This is a genomic window from Mucilaginibacter frigoritolerans (assembly GCF_007830615.1).
Lineage (GTDB): Bacteria > Bacteroidota > Bacteroidia > Sphingobacteriales > Sphingobacteriaceae > Mucilaginibacter > Mucilaginibacter frigoritolerans.
The window spans coordinates 50,294-71,596 of the sequence record NZ_VLLI01000012.1 but is presented as its reverse complement, the minus strand read 5'-3'; the positions used below and the strand labels follow the sequence as shown (position 1 = coordinate 71,596).

Here is a 21,303-nt window from a genome sequence, read left to right as displayed (position 1 = left end):
TAGGCTTTTGCTTTTAAGGTCTTAATTCTTTTTTATCTTTAATTTATCTATCAGAGAATTATGCTTAATAATCATGCCGGTAAATTTGGGCTTTTGCGGGTGCATATTAATACGATTACCCGTAGCTAGTGCAAATGTCCTGGCTGCAGATTTAAGGCTCTGCACTGCCGGTTTATTTACAGCATAGGTGCCTGTATTTACATAGCTTAAAACGTCTGCAAGCAATCCTTCAGTTGGGTCACCAAAGTCTCTTGTAAGGTCATCAATGTCTTTCACTCCAGGGTAATCTGTTGTGCCTGGTGTGAAACCTGCGTAATATCCACCCTGGCCAGAAGAGTTTTCTACATAAAACTCAGGTGTGTACATTATGTACTTATTAATATCAATATCAAAAAAACCTACAGGCTTGCCGTAGCTTGTTTCACCTACAAATTCAACATCCATTTCTGGTCTAAGATTATTTATAGTGAGTTCACTCGCTGAAGCTGTATTGCCAGTAATAATGAAAAATACACGACCCACATTTAGTGTCCCGATTTTTGAAAAATTAACCACGTTGCCGGCCACTGAAAAGTCAAGCTGACCATAGTTGTAATCGCCATTGGTACCGGTTCGCCATTGATGGCTGAGCAAAGGATCTTTGCCACTTACCAGGTTACTGTTATAAAAAGTATTGTACATCAATTTACCACTTTTAGACGCTGGTACAATTAAATTATCTAAATGCTCGGCAGTTGAAACGTAACCACCACCATTATAACGAAGATCTACAACCAAATCTGTTACTCCGTTAGATGCAAAGTCAGAAAAAGCGGCATCCAATACCGGATCGGCAATGGCATCGGTGGTGAAACTATTAAATACCAGATAGCCTACAATATGTCCGTTACCCTGGTTTAAAATAGTGTCTTTTAATACGGGGTTCACTGTGTAATTTGCTATGTTTAATGTTGCTGAAAATGTAGTGCTGTCTTGTCTTTCTAAAGTCATGGTAACAGTACTGCTATTGAATATGGCATTGTTTACGTAAGCGAGGTTAACACCTGTGCCGGTTCCATATCCCTGCGCGTCATAAGAGATATTAGTATTGTTGTTTATACTAATTATTCTGTATCCTCTTTTTATACCTGCTAATCCTGCTGGCGAAGCTGGATAAACATATTCAATCCGCAGGTCATTTACAAGGTTGTATTGTAAATCAAAGCCATAATCACCCTTTGTTCCGTTTAATGCAGCTGTTTCGGTGCCATCATCAATAAAAGAGTATTTCGCAGCTCCTGGATCATTAGCATAATATTCATAAGGTAAACTGGTAGCCGGATTGATGGCATATTGCGAAAGTGCATTCATTTCACTTGCCAAAGCTGTTAAATCACTGGCATTAGTATACGTACGCGGCTGAAAATTTGCATAAGTTGGCAGTGCCGAATTCCATAGATAATCTTCCTTAGCATATAGATATATGGAGTCTTTAATTTTATCCAGCGTTGTGCCGGGTGAGTTTGGAGTTATAATATTGGGAGACTTTTTGCAGGCAGATATGATAATTGTAAATAGTGATAAGATAATTAGGGGGTATAGTTTTTTCATCTTAATGAATATGTGTTTCTTGTTAAAAATGTAGGACTACTACATTAATGATCAGTATTAATAACTTATAGAAAATTCGCTACATTCAGATAATCAATTCCGCAGGCTTCTGCACATAGCCTGTCTGTTTCAGAATTTTCGATCATCAAAACTTCACGCCTTTCCAAATCATGTTTTTTTAATAGCTCATTAATAATATCCGGCTCTGGCTTCGGGAAAGTTTCTTCTGCAAAATAGACGGTTAAATATTTCTCAAGTCCATGCCACTCTGTTTGCTTTATTTTATTTAACTGTTGTTCTGGATTGCCATTAGTTACAATAAATATCTTTTTACGATTAATAACAATTTCTTGCAGCAGGGTAAGTATGTTTTTATAAAGTAACAGTTTTAAAGGGAGTTTGGCTGTGATAAATAAGTCATCAAAGCATTCCCGATACTTCTCTTCAATATTTAACTTCTCCTTTAAACGTTCAAAAACCAAACATTCTCCTTCATCATTATACGTATTTACCATCAAATCAGTTGTCTGTTTGGCATCAATTAGTAGGGTATACTCCAATAATCCTGCAAAAAGATAATAAACCTGGAATATATAATCCTTTTCGGGGTAAAGAACATTATCCAGTTCAAAGATGAACGCATTTTTACGGCTGTCAATATCGCTGTACGTCATTAATATAAATTGCTGCCTCAAAGATCATAAATTGCTTATAAAAATCTATTATTTTTACTCACATGTATTACAAACCCACTTGCAGGTTACTGATTAAAGAGCAGATAAAATGAATCAGGTAGCTAAAAAATTATATATAAAATCGGGTCAACGTTGGCTGTTTTATAATGCGCCTGACAATTACTTGCCCATTATAGCCCCACTTCCTGATGGAGTTACAACTAGTTTTACACCTACTGATAATTTTGATGGCATACAGTTATTTGTTTTAAACAGCCTCCAGCTTATGAACAGCTTAAAGGTGATTGTCCCTTTATTAAAAGCAGAAACAGTATTTTGGCTTACCTACCCCAAAAAAAGTTCGGGTATTGAATCAGATTTGGAAATGATGGGTAATTGGGATGAACCTGCTAAATATGGGTTACGCGTTGTTTCTACTGTATCCATAAATGAAACCTGGACGGCATTGCGTTTCAGGATGGAGGGCCTGTCAAAATTGTCAGAAACCAGAAATGCAGCAATTAAAACAAACGAATATTCGGCTTATATAAATGTGGAAAAAAAGCTGATTACATTGCCACAGGAGATGGAAGAAGTTTTATGCAAGTCATCTGCTGCAATGAGTTTTTACCAATCCTTATCTTATAGTAACAAAAAAGAATACGTGATTTGGATACTTTCTGCCAAGCTGGCAAATACCAAGACCGATCGTTTGGAGAAACTAATTGATAAGCTATTGGCGGGAAAGAAAAATCCTTCGGAAAAATAAGACAGGTTGATTAGATTTGAATTATTTATAAACCGATATATGAAAGCAGAAATATTAGTTGTGGAGAAAGAATATGAGGCGCCGGTAGAAAAAGTATGGCAAGCATTAACTGACAAGGTTAAAATGAGGGAGTGGTATTTTGATGTAGATGATTTTAAACCCGAAGTTGGTTTTGTATTTCATTTTAAAGGGCAAAATGAAGACAGGGAGTTTCTGCACATCTGTATAATTAAAGAAGCTATTTTAAACAGAAAGCTGAAACATAGCTGGCGATATGAAAATTATCCGGGCGAATCTAATGTTACTTTCGAGTTTATACCCGAAGGGCATAAAACACGGTTAATATTAACACATGAAGGTTTGGAAACATTTCCACAGGATAATCCTGATTTTGCAGTGAATAATTTTAATTTTGGATGGAACCATATTCTTGGCGTGGTATTACCAGAGTATCTTGATAAAAATTAAAAGGTATAAAAAGCAGATACAGAATACTTCATGTATCTGCTTTTTATATTTATTTTTGCCAAATGACTCAAGAGCAACCAAACAACAAGCTTCACGGGAAAACTTTAGAAATGATATTGAATGCTTTGGTAGCTCATTACGGCTGGCCAGAGTTGGGCTACCTCATTCGCATCAATTGTTTTTTAGATAATCCGAGTATTAAATCGAGTCTCACTTTTCTCCGTAAAACCCCATGGGCACGCAAAAAAGTTGAAGATTTGTATTTGCAATCTCCTATTGATTAATTGTGCCGGATAGTTTAATCCTTATTTGATTAAGAGTGTTTCTTTTTCTTATTCATTTTGGCTTTTTGGCCCGAACTGTAATTGTAATTTTTAACGTTACTGGCTTTTTTCTCATGGAAAGCTGCACCTACAACCGGCTCAGAATCTTTACTCTTTTTAGATTTCTTAGCTTCCAGCTCAGCATCTTTTTTGTCCTTTTCAATTATTACGCCTTCAGGAATATCACCTAAAGGTATTTTTTGGCCAATTGCAAGTTCTATCTTTTTAACCATGCTCAATTCCAGATCGGTGGCAAAAGTGATGGCTAAGGTTTCATCTTCTTCGCTGATATTACCAGCTGCAACCCTGAAAATATAAGTTTCCTTTTCTTCCGGAAGTTCAAAATGAAGAATGAAAGGGATTCCGTCAAGGTTTATTTCCTGAGTTGTATCATTAGCAATAATCAGAATTTTAACTGATGGGGATGTTTTAAAATCATCTGTACTATCTAAACCATTAATTTCAATGGAGGTTGAATTGAGAAGAGCAACGTTCTTTTTATGCCTATTTTGCAGACTTCGGTAAACTTTTTCGGCTGTTTGGCGGGTGTTTACAAAAATTACCGTTTTGGTAAACAGCTCATCATCCTGCATAAATAAGTTAAGCAGGTTAAGCTTGGTGCCAAAGTTTGGTACAATGTATAAAACTTGCGGAAAGGTTTCAATTATTGTTTCGCCCGTTTCATCAATTTCAATAATAGCCGGTAAGTTCATAAACGGCTCAATCATTTTTTCCAGCCGGGAATGCAATACTTCCGAAAATACCAGGTGCTGGCATTTGTCAATGCTGTTTGCCAGTTCAACCACAGGTAATTGCAAACCTTGTTTAACTATTTTTTCTGCATCATCAATAATCAGCAAATCAACTTTATTGAGGTTAAGACCCAGTTTAAGGTAAATGGCGCGTGCCCTGTCGGGCGTAGCAACAACTACATCTGCACCATCAGCCAGGGCATTCATCTGACTTTCAATTCCAGGAGCGGCATATAAACCAACTATTGATAACGATTTATTTCTGTTTAACAATTCAAAGCGTTCAATAACTGCCAGTACATCATCTTTTTCGGGCACCAAGATTAATACGTTAGGTACGCCTTCGGTATTGTATTTTAAGCGATTTAAAACTGCCAAAACGTATGTAGTGGTTTTGCCGCATCCTTCATGGCCTACTGCAATAATATCCTGCCCTCCGAAAATGCGCGACAAGCTTTTTTGCTGTACCTCCTTTGGAGACATGTACCCGGCTTCGGTTACCGATTTGATTAATTGTTTATTCAGTTTTAATTTCTCTGACCAGGCCATGAACTCTTCTTTAAAATAGCGGACGACAAATTTACCCTTTTTACAGCGTAGTTTTTGTTAATTGAAATAATTCATTCTTTAAGGCTTTACACGGTTATCCAATCCGTTTCTAAAGTAGCTAGGAATGAGGTTCGTGGCGACAAGTCAAGGTAGGGATAAGTAACTTTTGAGAGGTAAAGTCCCTGCGGATGTGCGGGTATAATAATTTTCGGTGTTTCTTTCTGGATCAGATAATTTTCAAACTCGTCAACGCTCATTTTACCTGTGCCAATTTCTAATAATCTGCCCATTATTATCCGCACCATTTTGCCTAAAAATCGATTTGCGGAGATATGAAACCTTATCCGATCGCCTTTCGAATCGACAAAGAATTCGGCTGATGAAACGTTGCAGATGGTATTGTCATTTCTGTCGGGCATTTTACAAAAGCACCTGTAATCGTTGTATTGCGGTAGTAAAGCCGCTGCAGCCTTCATTTTATCCAAATTGAGATTTGGTTCGAGATATAAGGAACTAAACCCACTCAGAAACGGATCTTTATAATTATGGACAAAATAATCATAAGCTCTTTGTACGGCATCGAAACGAGCATGGGGGAGGCCCTGCATAGGGATAATATCAAACAAGGCAATATCATCGGGTAATACTTTATTCAATCTGAAAAACAGGTCGAAATCCCATTTCTGTTCAATATCTACATGGAAAAAGTATTGACTGGCATGCACTCCCGCATCTGTGCGTCCGCAGCCATTCACAGCTATAGCATGCTTAAAAATATTGCTAAGGGCAGTTTCCAAAACTTCCTGCACGGTTATCACCTTCGGATGCCTTTGCCAGCCGCTGTAATTAGTACCATGATAGCCTATGTGGAAGAAGTATCGCAAAATTTAAAAACTTGAAATTTTGTTCGAAATTACTCAATGGTTTTTAGTTAAACTGGTTAAGTTTTAAAAACTTTGCAGTTCTTGACTGTATGACTTAATTATCGATTTATAAACAAAAAAAACCGGCCAGCTTTTGCTACCCGGTTTACATTATAGTTGATTGATTGGTTTGCTTTTTTTATTTCAGAAGATAATTCTGATCACAAATTTTAAAAGACCTGCTCAAACTGGTTTACTGCATCTTTACTTTCCAGTATCGAGTGTCCCATTAAAAATTCGTCTACTTTACGGGCAGCTTCGCGGCCTTCAGATATGGCCCAAACCACCAGTGACTGACCTCTGCGCATATCGCCTGCGGCAAATACTTTGCCTACATTGGTACGGTAAACGCCTTCTTTAGCTTTTACATTTTTGCGGTCGTCAAGCTCAATGCCAAGGTTTTCAATCATTCCCTGTGCCTGCGGAAATAAGAATCCCATCGCCAGGAATACTCTTTGGCAAGGAATTTCCCGTTCAGAGCCTTCCACTTTAGCAAATTTCATTGGTCTGCCCATAACATCCAGTTCCCAGGTTACGTCAACTACTCTCAGTGCCCTTAGATTGCCATCGGCATCGCCTAAAAACTCTTCGGTATTAACACCCCAAAAACGGTCAGCACCTTCTTCGTGGCTGCTGGTTGTTTTTAATACCATTGGATATGTTGGCCATGGCATATGCTGAGTACGCTGTGCTGGTGGCTGCATCATCACCTCAAATTGTTTAATGGATTTTGCACCCTGACGGTTGGATGTACCCACACAGTCAGATCCAGTATCGCCGCCGCCAATTACAATTACGTCTTTATCGGTTGCTAAAATTTCTTCCTGTTCAAATTTGGTATCGCTAACACGCTTATTTTGCTGCTTTAAAAAGTCCATTGCAAAATAGATGCCTTTTAATTCCCTGCCGGGGATGTTAAGATTGCGCGGTATCGTCGAACCTCCTGCAAGTACTACAGCATCATTATTACGAACCAGTTCATCGGCAGCAATATCTTTACCTACTTCGGTATTGCATTTGAATTTAACCCCATCCTGCTCCATCACCTGGATACGGCGTTCTACAACCCATTTTTCTAATTTAAAATCAGGGATGCCGTAGCGTAATAAGCCACCAGGATAGTCATCGCGCTCATAAACAGTAACAGAGTGACCTGCTTTGCTTAATTGTGCAGCAGCAGCTAAACCAGCAGGGCCTGAACCCACTACAGCCACCTTTTTGCCTGTTTTAATAAGGGGTGCAACCGGTTTTACCAGGTTTTTGGAATAAGCTATTTCAATAATGTGTTTTTCTATCTCCTCAATTGCTACTGCCGGTTTGTTAATACCTAATACACATGCTGATTCGCATGGAGCAGGACAAATCCTTCCGGTAAACTCCGGGAAGTTATTGGTTGATGATAAAATGTTATAAGCTTCTTCCCAGTTTTTACGATACACCGCATCGTTAAACTCCGGAATGATATTGCCCAGGGGGCAGCCTGAATGACAAAAAGGAATGCCGCAATTCATGCAACGTGCTGATTGCTGATTTAGTTTTTCGTCAGAATATGGATGAACAAATTCTTTATAATCTTTTACGCGTTCGGCAGCCGGTGTTTTTTCGGGAAGCTCTCTGTTAAATTCCTGAAATCCTGTTGGTTTTCCCATTAGCTGATAGTTTGATATTGTAATTTTTCTAAAACCTTTTTATACTCTTTCGGATATACCTTAACAAATTGTGTGGAAACCTTTTTCCAGTCCCTTAGTAATTGCTTAGCAACTTCACTACCTGTTAAGTGAACATGTTTGTGCAATAAAGCAATAATCTGCTCTTCATCAGCAATTGACAAAGGATCCAAATCAACCATTTCCTTATTGCAATTGTCGCTGAATGTTTGGTTAGGATTGTACACCCAGGCAATACCGCCACTCATACCAGCTGCAAAGTTTCTGCCTGTTTCGCCTAATATCAATGCGTGGCCGCCAGTCATGTACTCGCATCCATGATCTCCAATACCTTCAACTACAGTTGTGGCGCCTGAATTACGTACAGCAAAGCGTTCGCCCGCCATACCGCGGATAAATACCTCGCCCGATGTTGCACCATAAAGCGCTACGTTACCGATGATGATATTTTCTTCAGGAGTAAAGGTTGCTTTTTCAGAAGGATAGATGGCCAATTGAGCACCTGATAATCCTTTACCTACATAGTCATTGGCTTCGCCTTCCAGTTCAAAAGATAATCCCTTGGTAGCAAATGCACCAAAGCTTTGCCCTGCTGAACCTTTAAATTTAAAGTTGATGGTATTGTCAGGCAATCCTACTGAACCATATTTTTTGGAGATCTCGTTTGATAACAATGTGCCGATAGTACGGTCAACGTTTTTAACATCAAAATTGGCAAATACCGGAGTTTTATCTTCTAAAGCTGGTCCTGCTGCTTCCAGTAATTTCCAATCAAGAATATCATCCATTCCATGATCCTGTTTTTCACTGTTGTAAAGCGTAACATCTTTTGGATTATTTACCGGGTGTAAGATGCCCGAAAGGTCAATTTTCTTAGCCTTCCAGCTCTTTAAGCCGTCTTTTACTTTCAAGAACTGAACACGACCCACCATTTCATTAACGGTACGGAAACCAAGTTCAGCCATTATTTCGCGTAATTCTTCGGCCATAAAGCGGAACAGATTTACCACATGTTCTGGCTTGCCCGAGAATAATTTTCTCAATTCAGGATCCTGAGTGGCTACACCAACAGGGCAGGTATTCAGATGGCATTTACGCATCATGATACATCCGCCTGCAACTAATGCGGCTGTAGCAACGCCCCATTCTTCGGCTCCCATTAAACAGGCAATAGCCAAATCGCGACCGGTTTTTAACTGACCGTCTGTTTGCAATACCACACGGCTGCGCAGTTTATTACGTACCAATGTTTGATGTGCTTCGGCCAAACCAAGTTCCCATGGTAAACCTGCATGCTTAACAGAACTGATTGGTGATGCACCTGTACCGCCATCATATCCAGCAATTAAAATTACGTCGGCATGTGCTTTCGCTACACCGGCAGCAATGGTACCTACACCTGCTTTTGATACCAACTTCACATTGATACGTGCAGCACGGTTAGCATTTTTAAGGTCGAATATTAATTGAGCCAAATCCTCAATTGAATAAATATCATGGTGTGGTGGAGGTGATATCAAACCAACACCTGGTGTAGAGTGCCTTGTTTTTGCAATCCAGTCATCAACCTTATGCCCCGGTAGCTGGCCACCTTCACCTGGTTTTGCACCTTGCGCCATTTTTATCTGCAATTCATCAGCATTGGTCAGGTAATTTGAAGTTACACCGAAACGTGCTGATGCTACCTGTTTAATAGCTGAACGCATGGAATCGCCATTAGGCAAACGTTCGTAGCGTATTTCGTCTTCGCCACCTTCACCTGTATTGCTTTTACCGCCTATACGGTTCATAGCAATAGCCATAGTACTGTGCGCCTCGTGAGAAATAGATCCGAAAGACATAGCACCTGTAGCAAAACGCTTCATGATGTTTTCTGCCGGTTCAACCTCATCAATGCTGATAGATTCACGGTGATGGGCAAAGTCAAGCAATCCTCTTATGGTGAAATGCTTTTCAGTTTGCTCATTTATTTCTTTAGCATAGTTTTTGTAAACAGAGTAATCATTGCTACGGGTAGCATGTTGCAGCAAGTGAACCGTTGTTGGGTTAAACAAGTGCGATTCGCCGCGGCGTTTCCATTGGTAAATACCACCTTCAGGTAGTAAGTGTGCACCTGTTTTTGAACCACCAAAACCTATTTTATGTTTGCAAAGCGATTCGCGGGCAATTTCGTCTAATCCTAAACCTCCAATCCTAGTTACAGAACCGGTAAAGTATTTGTCAACAACGGTTTGGTTAATACCTAATATTTCAAAAACCTGTGACCCATGATAAGACTGCAAGGTAGAGATTCCCATTTTTGAGAAAATCTTCAATAAGCCATCATTAACGGATTTAACATAATTTTTCTGTAGTGTTTTCAAATCCAGATTGGTTTCCAGGCTGCCATTGTTTTTCAATGTTTCAATGGTTGACAGGGCCAGGTATGGATTGATAGCTGTAGCACCAAATGCAAGTAAGCAAGCAAAGTGATGTACTTCCCATGTATCGCCGGTCTCAACAACTAAGCCTACCGCACCACGACGGCCGCTTTTTATTAAATGATGATGAACCGCGGATACAGCTAATAGCGATGGGATAGGGGCATGTTCAGAATCAATAGCACGATCAGAAAGGATCAATACTTCAAATCCGTCATCCACAGAATCTTCTGCGTAGCGACAAAGCCTTGCAATACCTTTTTCAAGTGAGCCAGGCATTCCATCTGCATTATAATAAGTCTGCAGCGTTTTGGCATGGAACATGCCTGTATCAATACTTCTTAGTTTTTCAAGCTGATGGTTCTTCAGAATAGGATGTTGCAATACCACACAATGGCAATGCATTTTATCTTCATCCAATAAATTACCGTTATTACCAATAAAGGTAGCCAAACTCATTACCAAACGTTCACGGATCGGGTCGATTGGCGGGTTGGTAACCTGGGCGAAAAATTGTTTAAAATAGCTTGATAAATGTTGTGGTTTATCAGAAAGTATAGCCAAAGGCACATCAGTACCCATTGAACCAACCGGTTCTTTACCTTCAAGCGCCATTGGTTTAATAATGGTGTCAATATCTTCGCGGGTATAACCAAATACCTGCTGGTAACGGAAAACAGAATCTTCTGATAAACTGGCAAATGCTAAACGCGGCTCACCCAGTTCACCTAAACGGATTTTATAATTTTCCAGCCAGCGACCATAAGGTTGACGTGATGCTATCTGGTGTTTAATTTCGTTGTCAGTAATGATTTTACCTTTTTCGGTATCAATCAATAGCATTTTACCCGGTTGTAAACGACCTTTACGTAATACCAGGCTTTCGTCAATGTTTAATACACCGGCTTCTGAAGCTGCAATAACGCGGCCGTCGTTGGTAATTACAAAACGTAGTGGGCGTAGTCCGTTACGATCCAGCAAAGCACCTACTAATTTACCATCAGTAAAGGTAATTGCAGCAGGCCCATCCCATGGCTCAGTTAAGGTGGCATGGAACTCGTAGAATGCCTTTTTTATAGGATCCATTTGCTCATTGCCATCCCATGCTTCAGGTATCAGCATCATCATTACGTGTGGTAACGAACGGCCACTGTGCAATAAAATTTCTATAATGTTATCCAAGCATGCTGAGTCTGATTGATTGTTATCAATAACAGGTAACAGCATTTCCATTTCATCCTGAGTAAAGTAGGATGAAGCGTACGATTTTAAACCTGAATAAAACCAGTTTAAGTTTCCTGTAAGGGTATTGATCTCACCATTATGCGCAATTAAGCGGAAAGGCTGAGCCAGTTTCCATGATGGGAAAGTATTGGTTGAGAAACGCGAGTGGATCATGGCAAAACCCGATGCAATACGCGGATCAGTTAAATCAGAAAAATACTGACGCAACTGATAAGTAGTTACCTGACCTTTGTAAATAATAGTTTTGCAGCTTAACGAGGTGAAGTAAAAATGCTCAGCAGCAGCAGGTATGGTTTCGGTAACCGTTTTATTAATATAACGCCTTAATATATAAAGCTTACGTTCAAAATCTTCAGTATTAGTTAGGTGATGTGGCCTTAAAATGAATAGTTGTTCAACATCCGGCTCGGCTTTGCGGGCAGTTTCGCCAACTACTGACGAATTAACCGCCAGTTTGCGATAGCCAAGCTTGTGTAAACCTAACTTTTCAATAGCATTGCCTATAATAGTACGGCATGCTTTTTTCAGCGCAGGCTCTTTCGGAAAAAATATCATCCCAACTCCATACTCGCCCGGCTCAGGTAAACTGATCTCCAGATTAGAGCATTCTTCCAGTAAAAATTCGTGAGGTAGTTGAATTAAAATACCAGCGCCATCGCCGGTTTTGGGGTCACATCCGCATGCACCGCGGTGTTCCATGTTCTCCAACATGGTTAGCGCGTTATCAATTATTTGGTGAGATTTATGTCCGTTAATGTTGGTTATAAATCCGGTACCACAAGAGTCGTGTTCAAATTCTGGCCTGTAAAGGCCCTGTCGGCTTTCAGTCTGATCCATCGTAAATTAACCCGTTTATAAAATGGTGTAACAACGAAATTACTGATTTTGAAGTTTAATTTAAAATATCTTAAAATTTTTAAATTTTTCTAAATAATCTGATATTAATATGTTTTTAAATTGATAATTTGTTAATAAATACTTGTTTTTTATTTGAACTTGATAATTTAAGCTTTTAGTTATTGAAGTTTCATTACTGGCTAAAACTTCTACTAAGTCTATAGTTTTTGGTATAACCCATCAAAAACCATTAAAACGGTTGAATTTGTTTGGTTTTTCCGATTATTTAAGACCTGTTTTTAATTATAACAGTATTTAATATTGTGTTATTTTTTAATCTGTTTTTATTACATAAACATTGCCGGGTCATCTCTATGTAACAAACCTAGCTTTAAAAAAACAATGATGCCATTGCTATTGTACTACATTGTATTCACCATTTAAATCTGAATTAAAATGAATAGCATAGTTGAAATTGCGAACCGTTTATCATCGTTGTGTACCGAACATAAATTTGTAGAGGCTTATAGCAGTTTGTTTTCTGAACATGCAGTAAGTACCGACCCTATTTATAAGAATGAACCTTTAACAGGTCTGTCAGCCTTAATTGAAAGAGAGAAGAATTTTTTAGAAGCGAATAAGGTTAACAAGGTGAGATTATCTGAACCGATATTTGCGGGTAGCTATTTTAGTGTAGTACTCGCTATGGGTTTTACTTCTGCTGATCAAACCGAAAGAGCATTAGAAGAGCTTTGCGTTTACAAAGTTGAAAACGGGAAAATTGTAAGTCAACAGTTTTTTATTGGATAACGTCCGCTAAAACTTAATCCTTGCTGCTATAGTAGGATAGACTTCGAACAGATTTTGGGTGGTGATCACGTGGTAATACAACAAAATCTTTGATCCCATTGAAAAATTGTTGTGAATTTTAAACCATACTTGTGGTTCTCCAAAAAAAGAGACTGTTTTTCCATGCAGATTCTGTGTTAAAGCATCGCCTAAATTTTTATTGAGCGTGTACAACTCAAAATCTCCTGCAAATTCCACTTTGTAATTCCAAAATCCTTTGCCCCAATAAAAGGAAAGCATTACATCATTACTGGTTTTTTGGAGCATATTATAGGTATAATATATGGTAGAACTGAAATAAGCGCCGAGCCATTGAAATGAGTAACTCGGCCCTATTGACAACGCATTATTAATATAATAGCTGTACTGCTTAGGATCGGTCACCCCCAATCCGCCGCTATATTGCACGCTTAAAAATATTTTAGGCTGCCAGAAACGAAATGTTTGTGATGTTTGAATAAAGGCTTTACCAATATTGTAGTTATCTCCCTGCAAATCGCTTTCCATCTTTATAAAAAATGCCCCCGGTTTTATAAACGACTTGCCGCTGTCAAGCGATTTAAAATATTCAAAATACAATGTTGGGAAGTTTTGGGAATTGTGGGCAGGATCAATGGTATGCCTAAAATCATAATGCAGCTGAATGTTTTGCGAAAATAATTTTGCAGATAGCATAATGAGTGCTAATAATATCAGATATTTCATTGTTGTAATTTTTGATGATTTGACAGATAATATTCATCGCCTTGTGGCTCAATTGTAAATATCTTTGAATGGATTTTAAGCGGGCGTAATTGCAGCGTAAATCTTACGGAATTCTATTTTTGTATTTTATATAATTGATTGTTAGTGTCTTATGATTGAATTGGATTTTCTGACCTTTGTAACCTTGTTTAAAGAAGCGTATTGGAAATGCTTTGGCTTTGCAATGGAAAACCCTTTAACAGAAACAGAAAGTAAGATATTTTGCAATAAAATAACCGGGCTAACCGGGCTTTCAATAGGATGGAAGAGTGTTAAGAATTACTCTTTTTTTGTTATGGATAGCAAGGCAGGCAAAAAAGAGAACCCTTCTGTTGCTACATTAGATACATTGGCAAGGTATGTGCTGGAAGCACCGTATACCACCGAAATCCAACGAAAAAATGATGAAAGCCATTATCCGTACTGGTTTCTTTACCGGGAGAGGATACAAAAAACTCCCGGTAATACTAAGTCCAATGAAAAACGTTTATGGATAGCAGTTGCTGTTATTATGTCTGTAATAATAGCCCTAGGTATTTATTTGCGATATGAATTGGAAACGGATAGCAGTTATCAGTTTACTGAGTATTTTCATAACACCGATGAACACGTCATGAATAATAATGGATGGTTCATCAAATCAAAGGATAACACTTATTGGAATAAGCGGGCCGTTAAACCCGGGCAACTTACGTTGTATACCTTGCGTGGAGATTACTGGCCCGATCCATCTTCCAAACCTGATATTAAAAATTTACTGTTACATCCAATACCCGCGGGATGTTTTACTGCCGAAGTACATTTTAGTGATTTTATACCGCAAGATGAATGGCAACAGGCAGGCATTTTATTATTGGAAGATACTTCTTTTACGGGGAAAAGCATAAGAATGTCATTGGCATTTAACGATAATTTTGGTGGGATGAAAATGCCGCGAGAAATACTTATTCAGGCTATAACTTCGTTAGGCCAGGGGTTTGGTAAACCCGAAGAAATAGCACATAAACCAATCTTTTTTCTTGATAGTCTGAAAAAAAATCCAGCTCTTTTTAAGAATCTGAAAAACTCCGCACTCCGGATTGAAAAAAGCGGTAACAAATACAGGTTCTTGTATGCTGGCGGGGTTGACGAAAATACAGCATTTAAGGAGGTGGTAAGCCAGGAGTTTGATATGAAGCCTAAATATATAGGCATTTTTGCTATCAGGGGCTTTACTAATTCAGTAACCATACCCGTTAGCTTCAAGTTTTTCCGCATAAGTGCCAATACTTGTGCTCAATAAGCCCAATTTCGCTTAATGATTGTTGTTTATTAGGCAATGTAATTATCCTATAGTTATTATTTAATATTATAGCTGAACTCACGTAGTTTTACGTATCAAATTCAGGAAAAATACTACGGTTCTGGTACTCGTTTTAATTTATTTTTACCCAACCTCCTCAATTAAAACACTATTAAAGATGGCTGTACGTATAATTTGCATTAAAAAAGAAGATGGAATATTTGATAACCCATACCTCGCGATTGATTATCTTGAATGGATAAATGAAAGAATAAACGTAAAAGGAATAACCGACCGTACAAAAATATATGATTGGATAAAAGAAGAGAGCGGGGAGGCCTACATTATTGATCAATATGGTAACAAGCTGGGCCTTATTCCGGCAGTTTGCCCAAATGGCAATAAATACGTTAAAACAGCTAGCAATGAAGCTGTCGATTACCTTTTACAATTACCTAATTGTGATTAATAAAATAAGCAATTGTTGAGTTTAGCTCTTATTGCCCCAGTTTTTAAAAGGATTTTTTGATAAATTAGAATTGTAGTATCTCCCGTCGTTGCTTACTTCAATTGTTATCCAGTCAGGTTTAATGAATGCTTCGTCTTCATGTTGTAATTCAATTTCGGCCATTAGGAGGCCTGTATTATCGCCATGAAATTCATCAACTTCCCAAAGCTTGCCTTCAAAAGTTATTTTGTATCTGATTTTTTCAACTTCAGATTCCGCAAATGCATCAAGCAGTTCAACGCCTTCCTCAACTGGTATTTTATATTCGTATTCCTTACGGGTAATGCCATTAGTTATACCCTTAATAGTTAAGAAGCCTTGTTTATCGGTAGTTCTTACCCTAATGATGCGTTTGGCTTCATCCAGCAAATACCCTTGCCTGTAATGTGTTCCGGTTGGTTTAATAACATGCGCCCATTTATCTTTATCAACCAAAAACTTTCTTTCTATTTCAACGCCCATTTTATTAGTTAATTATTTTCGTTTTCAAAGGTAGTAGCCTTTTTCATAAAATCATTTCCCAATGAGGTTATAGTTCGTTTTACTCCGGCATTTATTCTGTTTATGCGGATAACTATTGGTTTGTCGTTAAGTGGTGGGGATGAGAATAGTTGAGCCGCCAGCACATTATCATGCCATTTTCCGATTGCCTCCTGTAACTTATCTAAATATACCTTGTTGAAATTCAATTTACTATTTAAAGCCTCACCTGCGAATTTATGGTTGTAAACCAAAATTTTTATCAGTTTTCGGTTCGTATGCATATCTTCAGTAAAACCCGAAACGGTAAAATTAACAGCAATTTGTTCAAGCTGTTGTTTGTAATATTGAACAATTGATTCATTAGATACCGAGGGTAATTGCTTTTTAAGCTCCTTGCGTGTGCTCTTTATGTTACTGATGATTTTTTTGCTTTTGTTTTGAAGTTCTATTGTACCTTCCTCTATTATCTTTTGCTGATTATTTTCAAACTCTTCATTTTCAAACCCATATTTTGAACTTAATTGTAAGTGGACATGTGCATCCCGTACATAGCCAGCACTTTTGAAGATTTTGCGTACCGGTTTAAATTGCTTTAACAAACCTTTTTCATCCGAACTTCCTTCAATCAAACTAAGTATCGCTTTTATTTTTTTTATCTGTACCCTAAATTTATGAAGTGCTTCCTGATCTCCTGTTTCTAAAAATAATTTCAAGCTGGCATCCATCTCTTCCCATTCTTTATCCAGGTATTTTATTTCTTCTTTTTTCTTCATAATAAAAATTATTAAAGGCAAAAGCTCTATATAGAATGAATAGATCTTGCTTAGATAAACTTAAGAAATATATTCATTATCCTTTTAAAGGTAAAAATATTGTTAAAGCATTGTTAAACGCCAAATGATTTAAGCATTAATGGATATATTAGCCACTTTTAAATTGAATATACCATCAAATGGATTTTAAAAAATACGTACTTATCTTATTATTCATTACTACTATCGCACAGGCATTTGCACAGCAGGATAGTATTTCATTAAATACTATAGTTTCAAAAACGGAGAAGCTATCTACTGAGCATCCTTTTGAGAAAATTTATCTCCATTTTGATAAACCTTATTATGCCGTTAGTGATACTGTTTGGTTTAAGGCTTACCTTACTATCGGTTCTCTGCATCAGCCCTCAGCATTGAGCCGGATAATTTATGTTGATGTAATTAGTGATAAAGATTCCATAATTCAATCATTAAAGTTGCAAGCAGCTAATGGCATTGCCTTTGGTGATATTGTGCTTTCAAAGGCTTTATATAAGCAAGGTAACTATTACATAAGAGCATACACCAATTGGATGCGAAATTTTGGCTCCGAATATTTTTTTAATAAAGCTATTAGTGTAGGCGATATAGCCGATAACACTTTAGCATCTGGGGCCACCTTTACCAAGACAAAAAAGAATAATAGTGTTTATATAACTGCCAAACTATCCTATAAAGACCACGATGGAAATCCGATTGCCGATAAGAAAGTAAATTATGATCTCAAAACTGAAAATCAAGCTATAGTTAAAGGAAAAGGAGTAACTGATAAAAATGGTTTTTTAACTGTTACTTTTCAAGGCGATAAATTAACGGGATCTGTTTCACCTGATTTGGTGACCTCCGTTGACCAAGGCAGTAAAAACCCAATTGTAAATACATTTTCATTAAAAACGATACTGGCTTCTGCTGATGTTCAGTTTTTTCCTGAAGGCGGCAACCTGATAAGTGGTGTGCGTTCAAAAATTGCCTTTAAAGCAGTAGGAACTGATGGTATGGGAATTAATGTTAGCGGCTCGGTAGTTGATAATACAGGTGTTGAAGTTGCAACTTTTTCTTCCGGACATGCAGGAATGGGTTTATTTCCATTAATCCCCGAAAACAATAAAACCTACAAAGCCATTGTTCTTTTTCCGGATGGATCAAAAAATACTTACGATTTACCAGGTGTAACGAAGGACGGAATTGTTATTGGCGTTAATAATAATGATCCGGACAACATAAGTATTAAAATAGCAACAAACGATCAGTTTTTAAAAAGATATCAGAACAAGGGTTTTTATATTGTTGCACAAAGTGGTGGCGTAATTTATTATACTGGTTTAGCAGCTTTACAGAGTTTAGTTTACACAGGAGTTATACCTAAAAGTAAATTCCCAACAGGTATTTTACAAATTACACTTTTTGCAGCGGACGGAGATCCATTAAGCGAAAGACTAGTATTTATTCAGCATAATGATGCCATAAGTATTTCTTTAAATACTAATCTCCCTTCTTATAATGTTAAGCAAAAGGTTACTATGACATTGTCTGCTAAAAATCAAGCGCTTCCGGCACACGGAAGTTTTTCGGTAGCGGTGGTTGATGGTACGAAGATCCCATTTAGTGAAGATGCTGAAACAACCATATTGAGCAGTCTATTGCTTACCTCAGATTTAAGAGGTTATATTGAAAAGCCCAATTATTATTTTAATCATATTGATGATAAGAAACTTGCAGATCTTGATGTATTGATGCTTACACAAGGTTATAGACGATTTTCTTATACTAATATCCTGGTTGATAAATATCCTCCTATCACTTTTCTTGCTGAAAAGCAGATTGATATATCCGGTACTTTACGTACCGAAAGTGGAGTGCCGGTGTTTAAAGGAAATGTAAGTATCAGTATTCCTGACAGAAACATAAGTGCCAATACAGTTACTGATGCAGAAGGGCATTTTACCTTTTCAAATGTTTCTGTTTATGATTTTACCAAAATAACTTTGAGCGCCCGTAACAACGTTAATAGCGATAATTTGATGATTATGGTTGATATTCCTGCCGCGATGCCGTTGGTGAAAGGTACTTATAGTCAAATCCCAATAGATAACGTTGATAGCGCAATGAATGTGTATTTGTTTAATAAAAGGAAACAAAACGATAATACTCATTTGTTGAAAGAAGTGGTGATTAAGGCGCAAAAAGCGAAAGTCCTGCATGCTCCATATAAATCGCTTGTAGGGTTAAGCTTTGAAGCAGATCAGGTTTTGGGACCTGATGCATTGAAAGATTGCAGTAGCGACTTTGAGGGATGTGTATTAGGCAGGGTATTTGGATTGTGGCATTCTGACGATAAGTATTACATACAAAAGGATTATATGAACGGAAATAAAAAACCGGTTAAGTTTTTTGTTAATGGCCTGGCCGTTGATGATATTTACCTTTCAAGTATAAATCCTGCCGATATTGAGTCTATTGAAGTTTTTTTTAAAGATGGAATTGCAAAAGTGATGACCTTTTATGATTGTAATGGTATAATATCTATAACTACAAAAAGTCACAGTTTTTCGCCTGTTGACAAGCAAAATATGGATTTATCATTTTTGACCATGCAGAAAAATGTAATTACCATTATGCCAAAGGGCTTTTATAAAGCCAGAGTATTTTATTCTCCTGTATATAATACACAAGATAATTTGAAGGATATAAATGATTTTCGTAATACCATTTACTGGAATCCGAATGTAATTACAGATAAAACCGGCTCCGCAACTTTTGAGTATTACAATGGAGAGGGAAAAGGCACTTATCGTGTTATAGTTGAAGGAATTGACGATGATGGAAACATTGGCCGTACTGTTTTTCAGTATAAAGTGAAATAGTAAATTAAAAACGCAAACATATTTTCTAGTCAAACAGTGTTTTTATAATGCTGTTTTAGTTTGTAATATATTTATTACAATTGACTAAACTTATTTATCTTGGTGGCGTCATACTTGCAATAAGCATATTAAAGACGCCTTGTCATGAAAAAAATAGTTTATTTGATATTCCTACTTTCTGCAGCATTGGCCGGTTGTACGCCAATTATATATACTACTGAAACTGCACAACCTGTTTATAATACTCAACCGCCTCCACAACAACAACCTGCTTATGCAGATCAACCGCAAACCAATCAGGTGTTTTATGATGAATTGAGTCCCTATGGCCAGTGGATTGATTACCCGAATTATGGATACGTTTGGCAGCCCAATGTTGATCCTGATTTCAGACCATATGAAACAAATGGCTATTGGGCTTACAGCGATTATGGTTGGACCTGGGTATCAAATTATAGCTGGGGCTGGGCCACCTTTCATTATGGAAGATGGTTTCTTGATCCTGATTATGGATGGTTATGGACACCAGGACAAGAATGGGCTCCTGCATGGGTTGCCTGGGGACAATCCGGCGATTATTATGGATGGGCACCAATTCCACCAGGGGTAAATAATGGATGGAGGCCAAGAAATAATGATTGGACCTACGTTGATGCCAACCATATTACCCAAACCAATATGAATAATTACGTTGTTAGAAACAATGTAACCGTTATAAATAACACCACTATTATCAACAATACTAATACCACTGTTGTAAATAACAGAAATGTGGTTTACTATAATAGGGGGCCTAGAGCTGGCGATGTAGAACATATCACCAATAGAAGCATACCGCAAATCAGAATAAATCCCAGCAATCGTCCAGGGCAATCAATGGTGAATGGTCAGCTTAACGTTTATCAGCCGGTTATTAAGCAAAATCCTAATAATGGTAATAGTAATAATTCAAATACGCCTGCTCCTAGAAAAGTTATAGGCTATGGACAAAATAACACAGGGCAAAACAGACCAGCAAACCAACAAAACGGAAGACCGGGCTTTGGGCAGGGAAATAATCCGAATCCATCGCAGCCACAAAATCAACAGAACGGTAGGCCAGGTAATGGACAGGGAAATAATCCAAATCCATCACAACCAGCAAACCAACAAAACGGCAGGCCTGGTAATGGACAGGGAAATAATCCAAACCCATCACAACCAGCAAACCAACAAAACGGCAGGCTTGGTAATGGTCAGGGAAATAATCCAAATCCATCACAACCACAAAATCAACCTAATAACAGTCAGGGTTTTAGACAAGGGAACAATCCTGGCAATAATCAGCAAGTTCAACCAACTCCAAGGCCGGTTAATGTGCAAAATAATAATCAAGGTGCTCAGCAACCTAATCAACAACAAGCCAGGCCTTTAGGTGGACAAGCTCCACCTACTAAACCACCGGTAAACAAGGTTAAGCAGGCACCAAAGATTATAACACCTGCACCAGTACCAGTTACTGCTCCAACCCCGGTAAAGCAGCAGAATTAGTAGTATAACAAATA

At 37.8% G+C, this 21,303-nt stretch carries 17 protein-coding genes; 8 read left to right on the top strand and 9 right to left on the bottom strand.

Annotated features, from left to right (window positions below; all coding sequences use genetic code 11):
- Window positions 1-21: 21 nt before the first annotated feature.
- On the bottom strand, window positions 22-1,590 hold the full coding sequence (locus JN11_RS18705) for a S41 family peptidase (protein WP_144915014.1): 1,569 nt from the start codon (window positions 1,588-1,590) through the stop codon (window positions 22-24).
- A gap of 65 nt (window positions 1,591-1,655) precedes the next feature.
- Complete coding sequence (locus tag JN11_RS18700; protein WP_144915012.1) at window positions 1,656-2,264, bottom strand: HAD hydrolase-like protein; 609 nt, start codon at window positions 2,262-2,264, stop codon at window positions 1,656-1,658.
- A gap of 109 nt (window positions 2,265-2,373) precedes the next feature.
- Between JN11_RS18700 and JN11_RS18695 the strand changes: the two genes are divergently transcribed.
- The 3 genes from JN11_RS18695 to JN11_RS18685 all read left to right on the top strand — a co-directional run bounded on the left by JN11_RS18695 (window position 2,374) and on the right by JN11_RS18685 (window position 3,785).
- A complete protein-coding gene (locus JN11_RS18695) occupies window positions 2,374-3,033 on the top strand; it encodes a YdeI/OmpD-associated family protein (protein ID WP_144915011.1) in 660 nt (219 codons plus the stop codon).
- Window positions 3,034-3,072: 39 nt separating this feature from the next.
- Window positions 3,073-3,501, top strand: a complete 429-nt coding sequence (locus JN11_RS18690) for an SRPBCC family protein (RefSeq protein WP_144915009.1) — start codon at window positions 3,073-3,075, stop codon at window positions 3,499-3,501.
- Window positions 3,502-3,563: 62 nt separating this feature from the next.
- The gene (locus JN11_RS18685; protein ID WP_144915008.1) at window positions 3,564-3,785 is read left to right on the top strand and encodes a VF530 family protein; all 222 of its coding nucleotides are present in this window, start codon (window positions 3,564-3,566) and stop codon (window positions 3,783-3,785) included.
- Window positions 3,786-3,814: 29 nt separating this feature from the next.
- On the opposite strand, the gene JN11_RS18680 is transcribed toward JN11_RS18685, so the two are convergent.
- The 4 genes from JN11_RS18680 to gltB all read right to left on the bottom strand — a co-directional run bounded on the left by JN11_RS18680 (window position 3,815) and on the right by gltB (window position 12,217).
- Window positions 3,815-5,125 (bottom strand): DEAD/DEAH box helicase, encoded by a 1,311-nt coding sequence (locus tag JN11_RS18680; RefSeq protein WP_144915006.1) that lies wholly within the window; start codon window positions 5,123-5,125, stop codon window positions 3,815-3,817.
- A gap of 86 nt (window positions 5,126-5,211) precedes the next feature.
- On the bottom strand, window positions 5,212-6,009 hold the full coding sequence (gene truA / locus JN11_RS18675; protein ID WP_144915005.1) for a tRNA pseudouridine(38-40) synthase TruA: 798 nt from the start codon (window positions 6,007-6,009) through the stop codon (window positions 5,212-5,214).
- A 209-nt stretch (window positions 6,010-6,218) separates the two neighbouring features.
- Window positions 6,219-7,697 carry a glutamate synthase subunit beta gene (locus JN11_RS18670; protein ID WP_144915003.1) on the bottom strand — a complete coding sequence of 493 codons (1,479 nt, stop codon included), beginning with the start codon at window positions 7,695-7,697 and terminating at the stop codon, window positions 6,219-6,221.
- Window positions 7,697-12,217: a glutamate synthase large subunit gene (gene gltB, locus JN11_RS18665; protein ID WP_144915001.1), complete on the bottom strand. Its 4,521-nt coding sequence runs from the start codon at window positions 12,215-12,217 to the stop codon at window positions 7,697-7,699. The genes JN11_RS18670 and gltB overlap by 1 nt, the downstream gene beginning before the upstream one ends.
- Window positions 12,218-12,673: 456 nt before the next feature.
- On the opposite strand from gltB, the gene JN11_RS18660 reads away from it, so the two are divergent.
- On the top strand, window positions 12,674-13,027 hold the full coding sequence (locus tag JN11_RS18660) for a SnoaL-like domain-containing protein (protein WP_144915000.1): 354 nt from the start codon (window positions 12,674-12,676) through the stop codon (window positions 13,025-13,027).
- 6 nt (window positions 13,028-13,033) lie between these two features.
- Here JN11_RS18660 and JN11_RS18655 read toward each other — a convergent pair whose 3' ends face one another.
- On the bottom strand, window positions 13,034-13,771 hold the full coding sequence (locus tag JN11_RS18655; RefSeq protein ID WP_144914998.1) for a DUF5020 family protein: 738 nt from the start codon (window positions 13,769-13,771) through the stop codon (window positions 13,034-13,036).
- Between the two features lie 151 nt (window positions 13,772-13,922).
- On the opposite strand from JN11_RS18655, the gene JN11_RS18650 reads away from it, so the two are divergent.
- Together JN11_RS18650 and JN11_RS18645 are read left to right on the top strand one after the other, a co-directional pair.
- Window positions 13,923-15,092 (top strand): hypothetical protein, encoded by a 1,170-nt coding sequence (locus JN11_RS18650; RefSeq protein WP_144914997.1) that lies wholly within the window; start codon window positions 13,923-13,925, stop codon window positions 15,090-15,092.
- Window positions 15,093-15,270: 178 nt separating this feature from the next.
- Entirely contained in the window at window positions 15,271-15,561 is a 291-nt protein-coding gene (locus JN11_RS18645; protein WP_144914995.1) for a hypothetical protein, read from the top strand.
- A gap of 21 nt (window positions 15,562-15,582) precedes the next feature.
- On the opposite strand, the gene JN11_RS18640 is transcribed toward JN11_RS18645, so the two are convergent.
- Window positions 15,583-16,062 (bottom strand): CYTH domain-containing protein, encoded by a 480-nt coding sequence (locus JN11_RS18640; RefSeq protein ID WP_144914994.1) that lies wholly within the window; start codon window positions 16,060-16,062, stop codon window positions 15,583-15,585.
- Between the two features lie 8 nt (window positions 16,063-16,070).
- Window positions 16,071-16,856, bottom strand: a complete 786-nt coding sequence (locus tag JN11_RS18635; protein ID WP_144914992.1) for a CHAD domain-containing protein — start codon at window positions 16,854-16,856, stop codon at window positions 16,071-16,073.
- Between the two features lie 179 nt (window positions 16,857-17,035).
- On the opposite strand from JN11_RS18635, the gene JN11_RS18630 reads away from it, so the two are divergent.
- Together JN11_RS18630 and JN11_RS18625 are read left to right on the top strand one after the other, a co-directional pair.
- Window positions 17,036-19,759, top strand: coding sequence for a carboxypeptidase regulatory-like domain-containing protein (locus JN11_RS18630; protein ID WP_144914990.1), 2,724 nt, complete (start codon window positions 17,036-17,038; stop codon window positions 19,757-19,759).
- Window positions 19,760-19,903: 144 nt separating this feature from the next.
- A complete protein-coding gene (locus tag JN11_RS18625) occupies window positions 19,904-21,289 on the top strand; it encodes a DUF6600 domain-containing protein (protein ID WP_144914988.1) in 1,386 nt (461 codons plus the stop codon).
- Window positions 21,290-21,303 lie beyond the last annotated feature (14 nt).

Excerpts from the sequence above, each read along its gene's own strand:
- JN11_RS18705 (WP_144915014.1), bottom strand. The coding sequence starts at position 1,590 with ATGAAAAAACTATACCCCCTAATTATCTTATCACTATTTACAATTATC.
- JN11_RS18700 (WP_144915012.1), bottom strand. The coding sequence starts at position 2,264 with ATGACGTACAGCGATATTGACAGCCGTAAAAATGCGTTCATCTTTGAA.
- JN11_RS18695 (WP_144915011.1), top strand. The coding sequence starts at position 2,374 with ATGAATCAGGTAGCTAAAAAATTATATATAAAATCGGGTCAACGTTGG.
- JN11_RS18690 (WP_144915009.1), top strand. The coding sequence starts at position 3,073 with ATGAAAGCAGAAATATTAGTTGTGGAGAAAGAATATGAGGCGCCGGTA.
- JN11_RS18685 (WP_144915008.1), top strand. The coding sequence starts at position 3,564 with ATGACTCAAGAGCAACCAAACAACAAGCTTCACGGGAAAACTTTAGAA.
- JN11_RS18680 (WP_144915006.1), bottom strand. The coding sequence starts at position 5,125 with ATGGCCTGGTCAGAGAAATTAAAACTGAATAAACAATTAATCAAATCG.
- JN11_RS18670 (WP_144915003.1), bottom strand. The coding sequence starts at position 7,697 with ATGGGAAAACCAACAGGATTTCAGGAATTTAACAGAGAGCTTCCCGAA.
- gltB (WP_144915001.1), bottom strand. The coding sequence starts at position 12,217 with ATGGATCAGACTGAAAGCCGACAGGGCCTTTACAGGCCAGAATTTGAA.
- JN11_RS18660 (WP_144915000.1), top strand. The coding sequence starts at position 12,674 with ATGAATAGCATAGTTGAAATTGCGAACCGTTTATCATCGTTGTGTACC.
- JN11_RS18655 (WP_144914998.1), bottom strand. The coding sequence starts at position 13,771 with ATGAAATATCTGATATTATTAGCACTCATTATGCTATCTGCAAAATTA.
- JN11_RS18650 (WP_144914997.1), top strand. The coding sequence starts at position 13,923 with ATGATTGAATTGGATTTTCTGACCTTTGTAACCTTGTTTAAAGAAGCG.
- JN11_RS18645 (WP_144914995.1), top strand. The coding sequence starts at position 15,271 with ATGGCTGTACGTATAATTTGCATTAAAAAAGAAGATGGAATATTTGAT.
- JN11_RS18640 (WP_144914994.1), bottom strand. The coding sequence starts at position 16,062 with ATGGGCGTTGAAATAGAAAGAAAGTTTTTGGTTGATAAAGATAAATGG.
- JN11_RS18635 (WP_144914992.1), bottom strand. The coding sequence starts at position 16,856 with ATGAAGAAAAAAGAAGAAATAAAATACCTGGATAAAGAATGGGAAGAG.
- JN11_RS18630 (WP_144914990.1), top strand. The coding sequence starts at position 17,036 with ATGGATTTTAAAAAATACGTACTTATCTTATTATTCATTACTACTATC.
- JN11_RS18625 (WP_144914988.1), top strand. The coding sequence starts at position 19,904 with ATGAAAAAAATAGTTTATTTGATATTCCTACTTTCTGCAGCATTGGCC.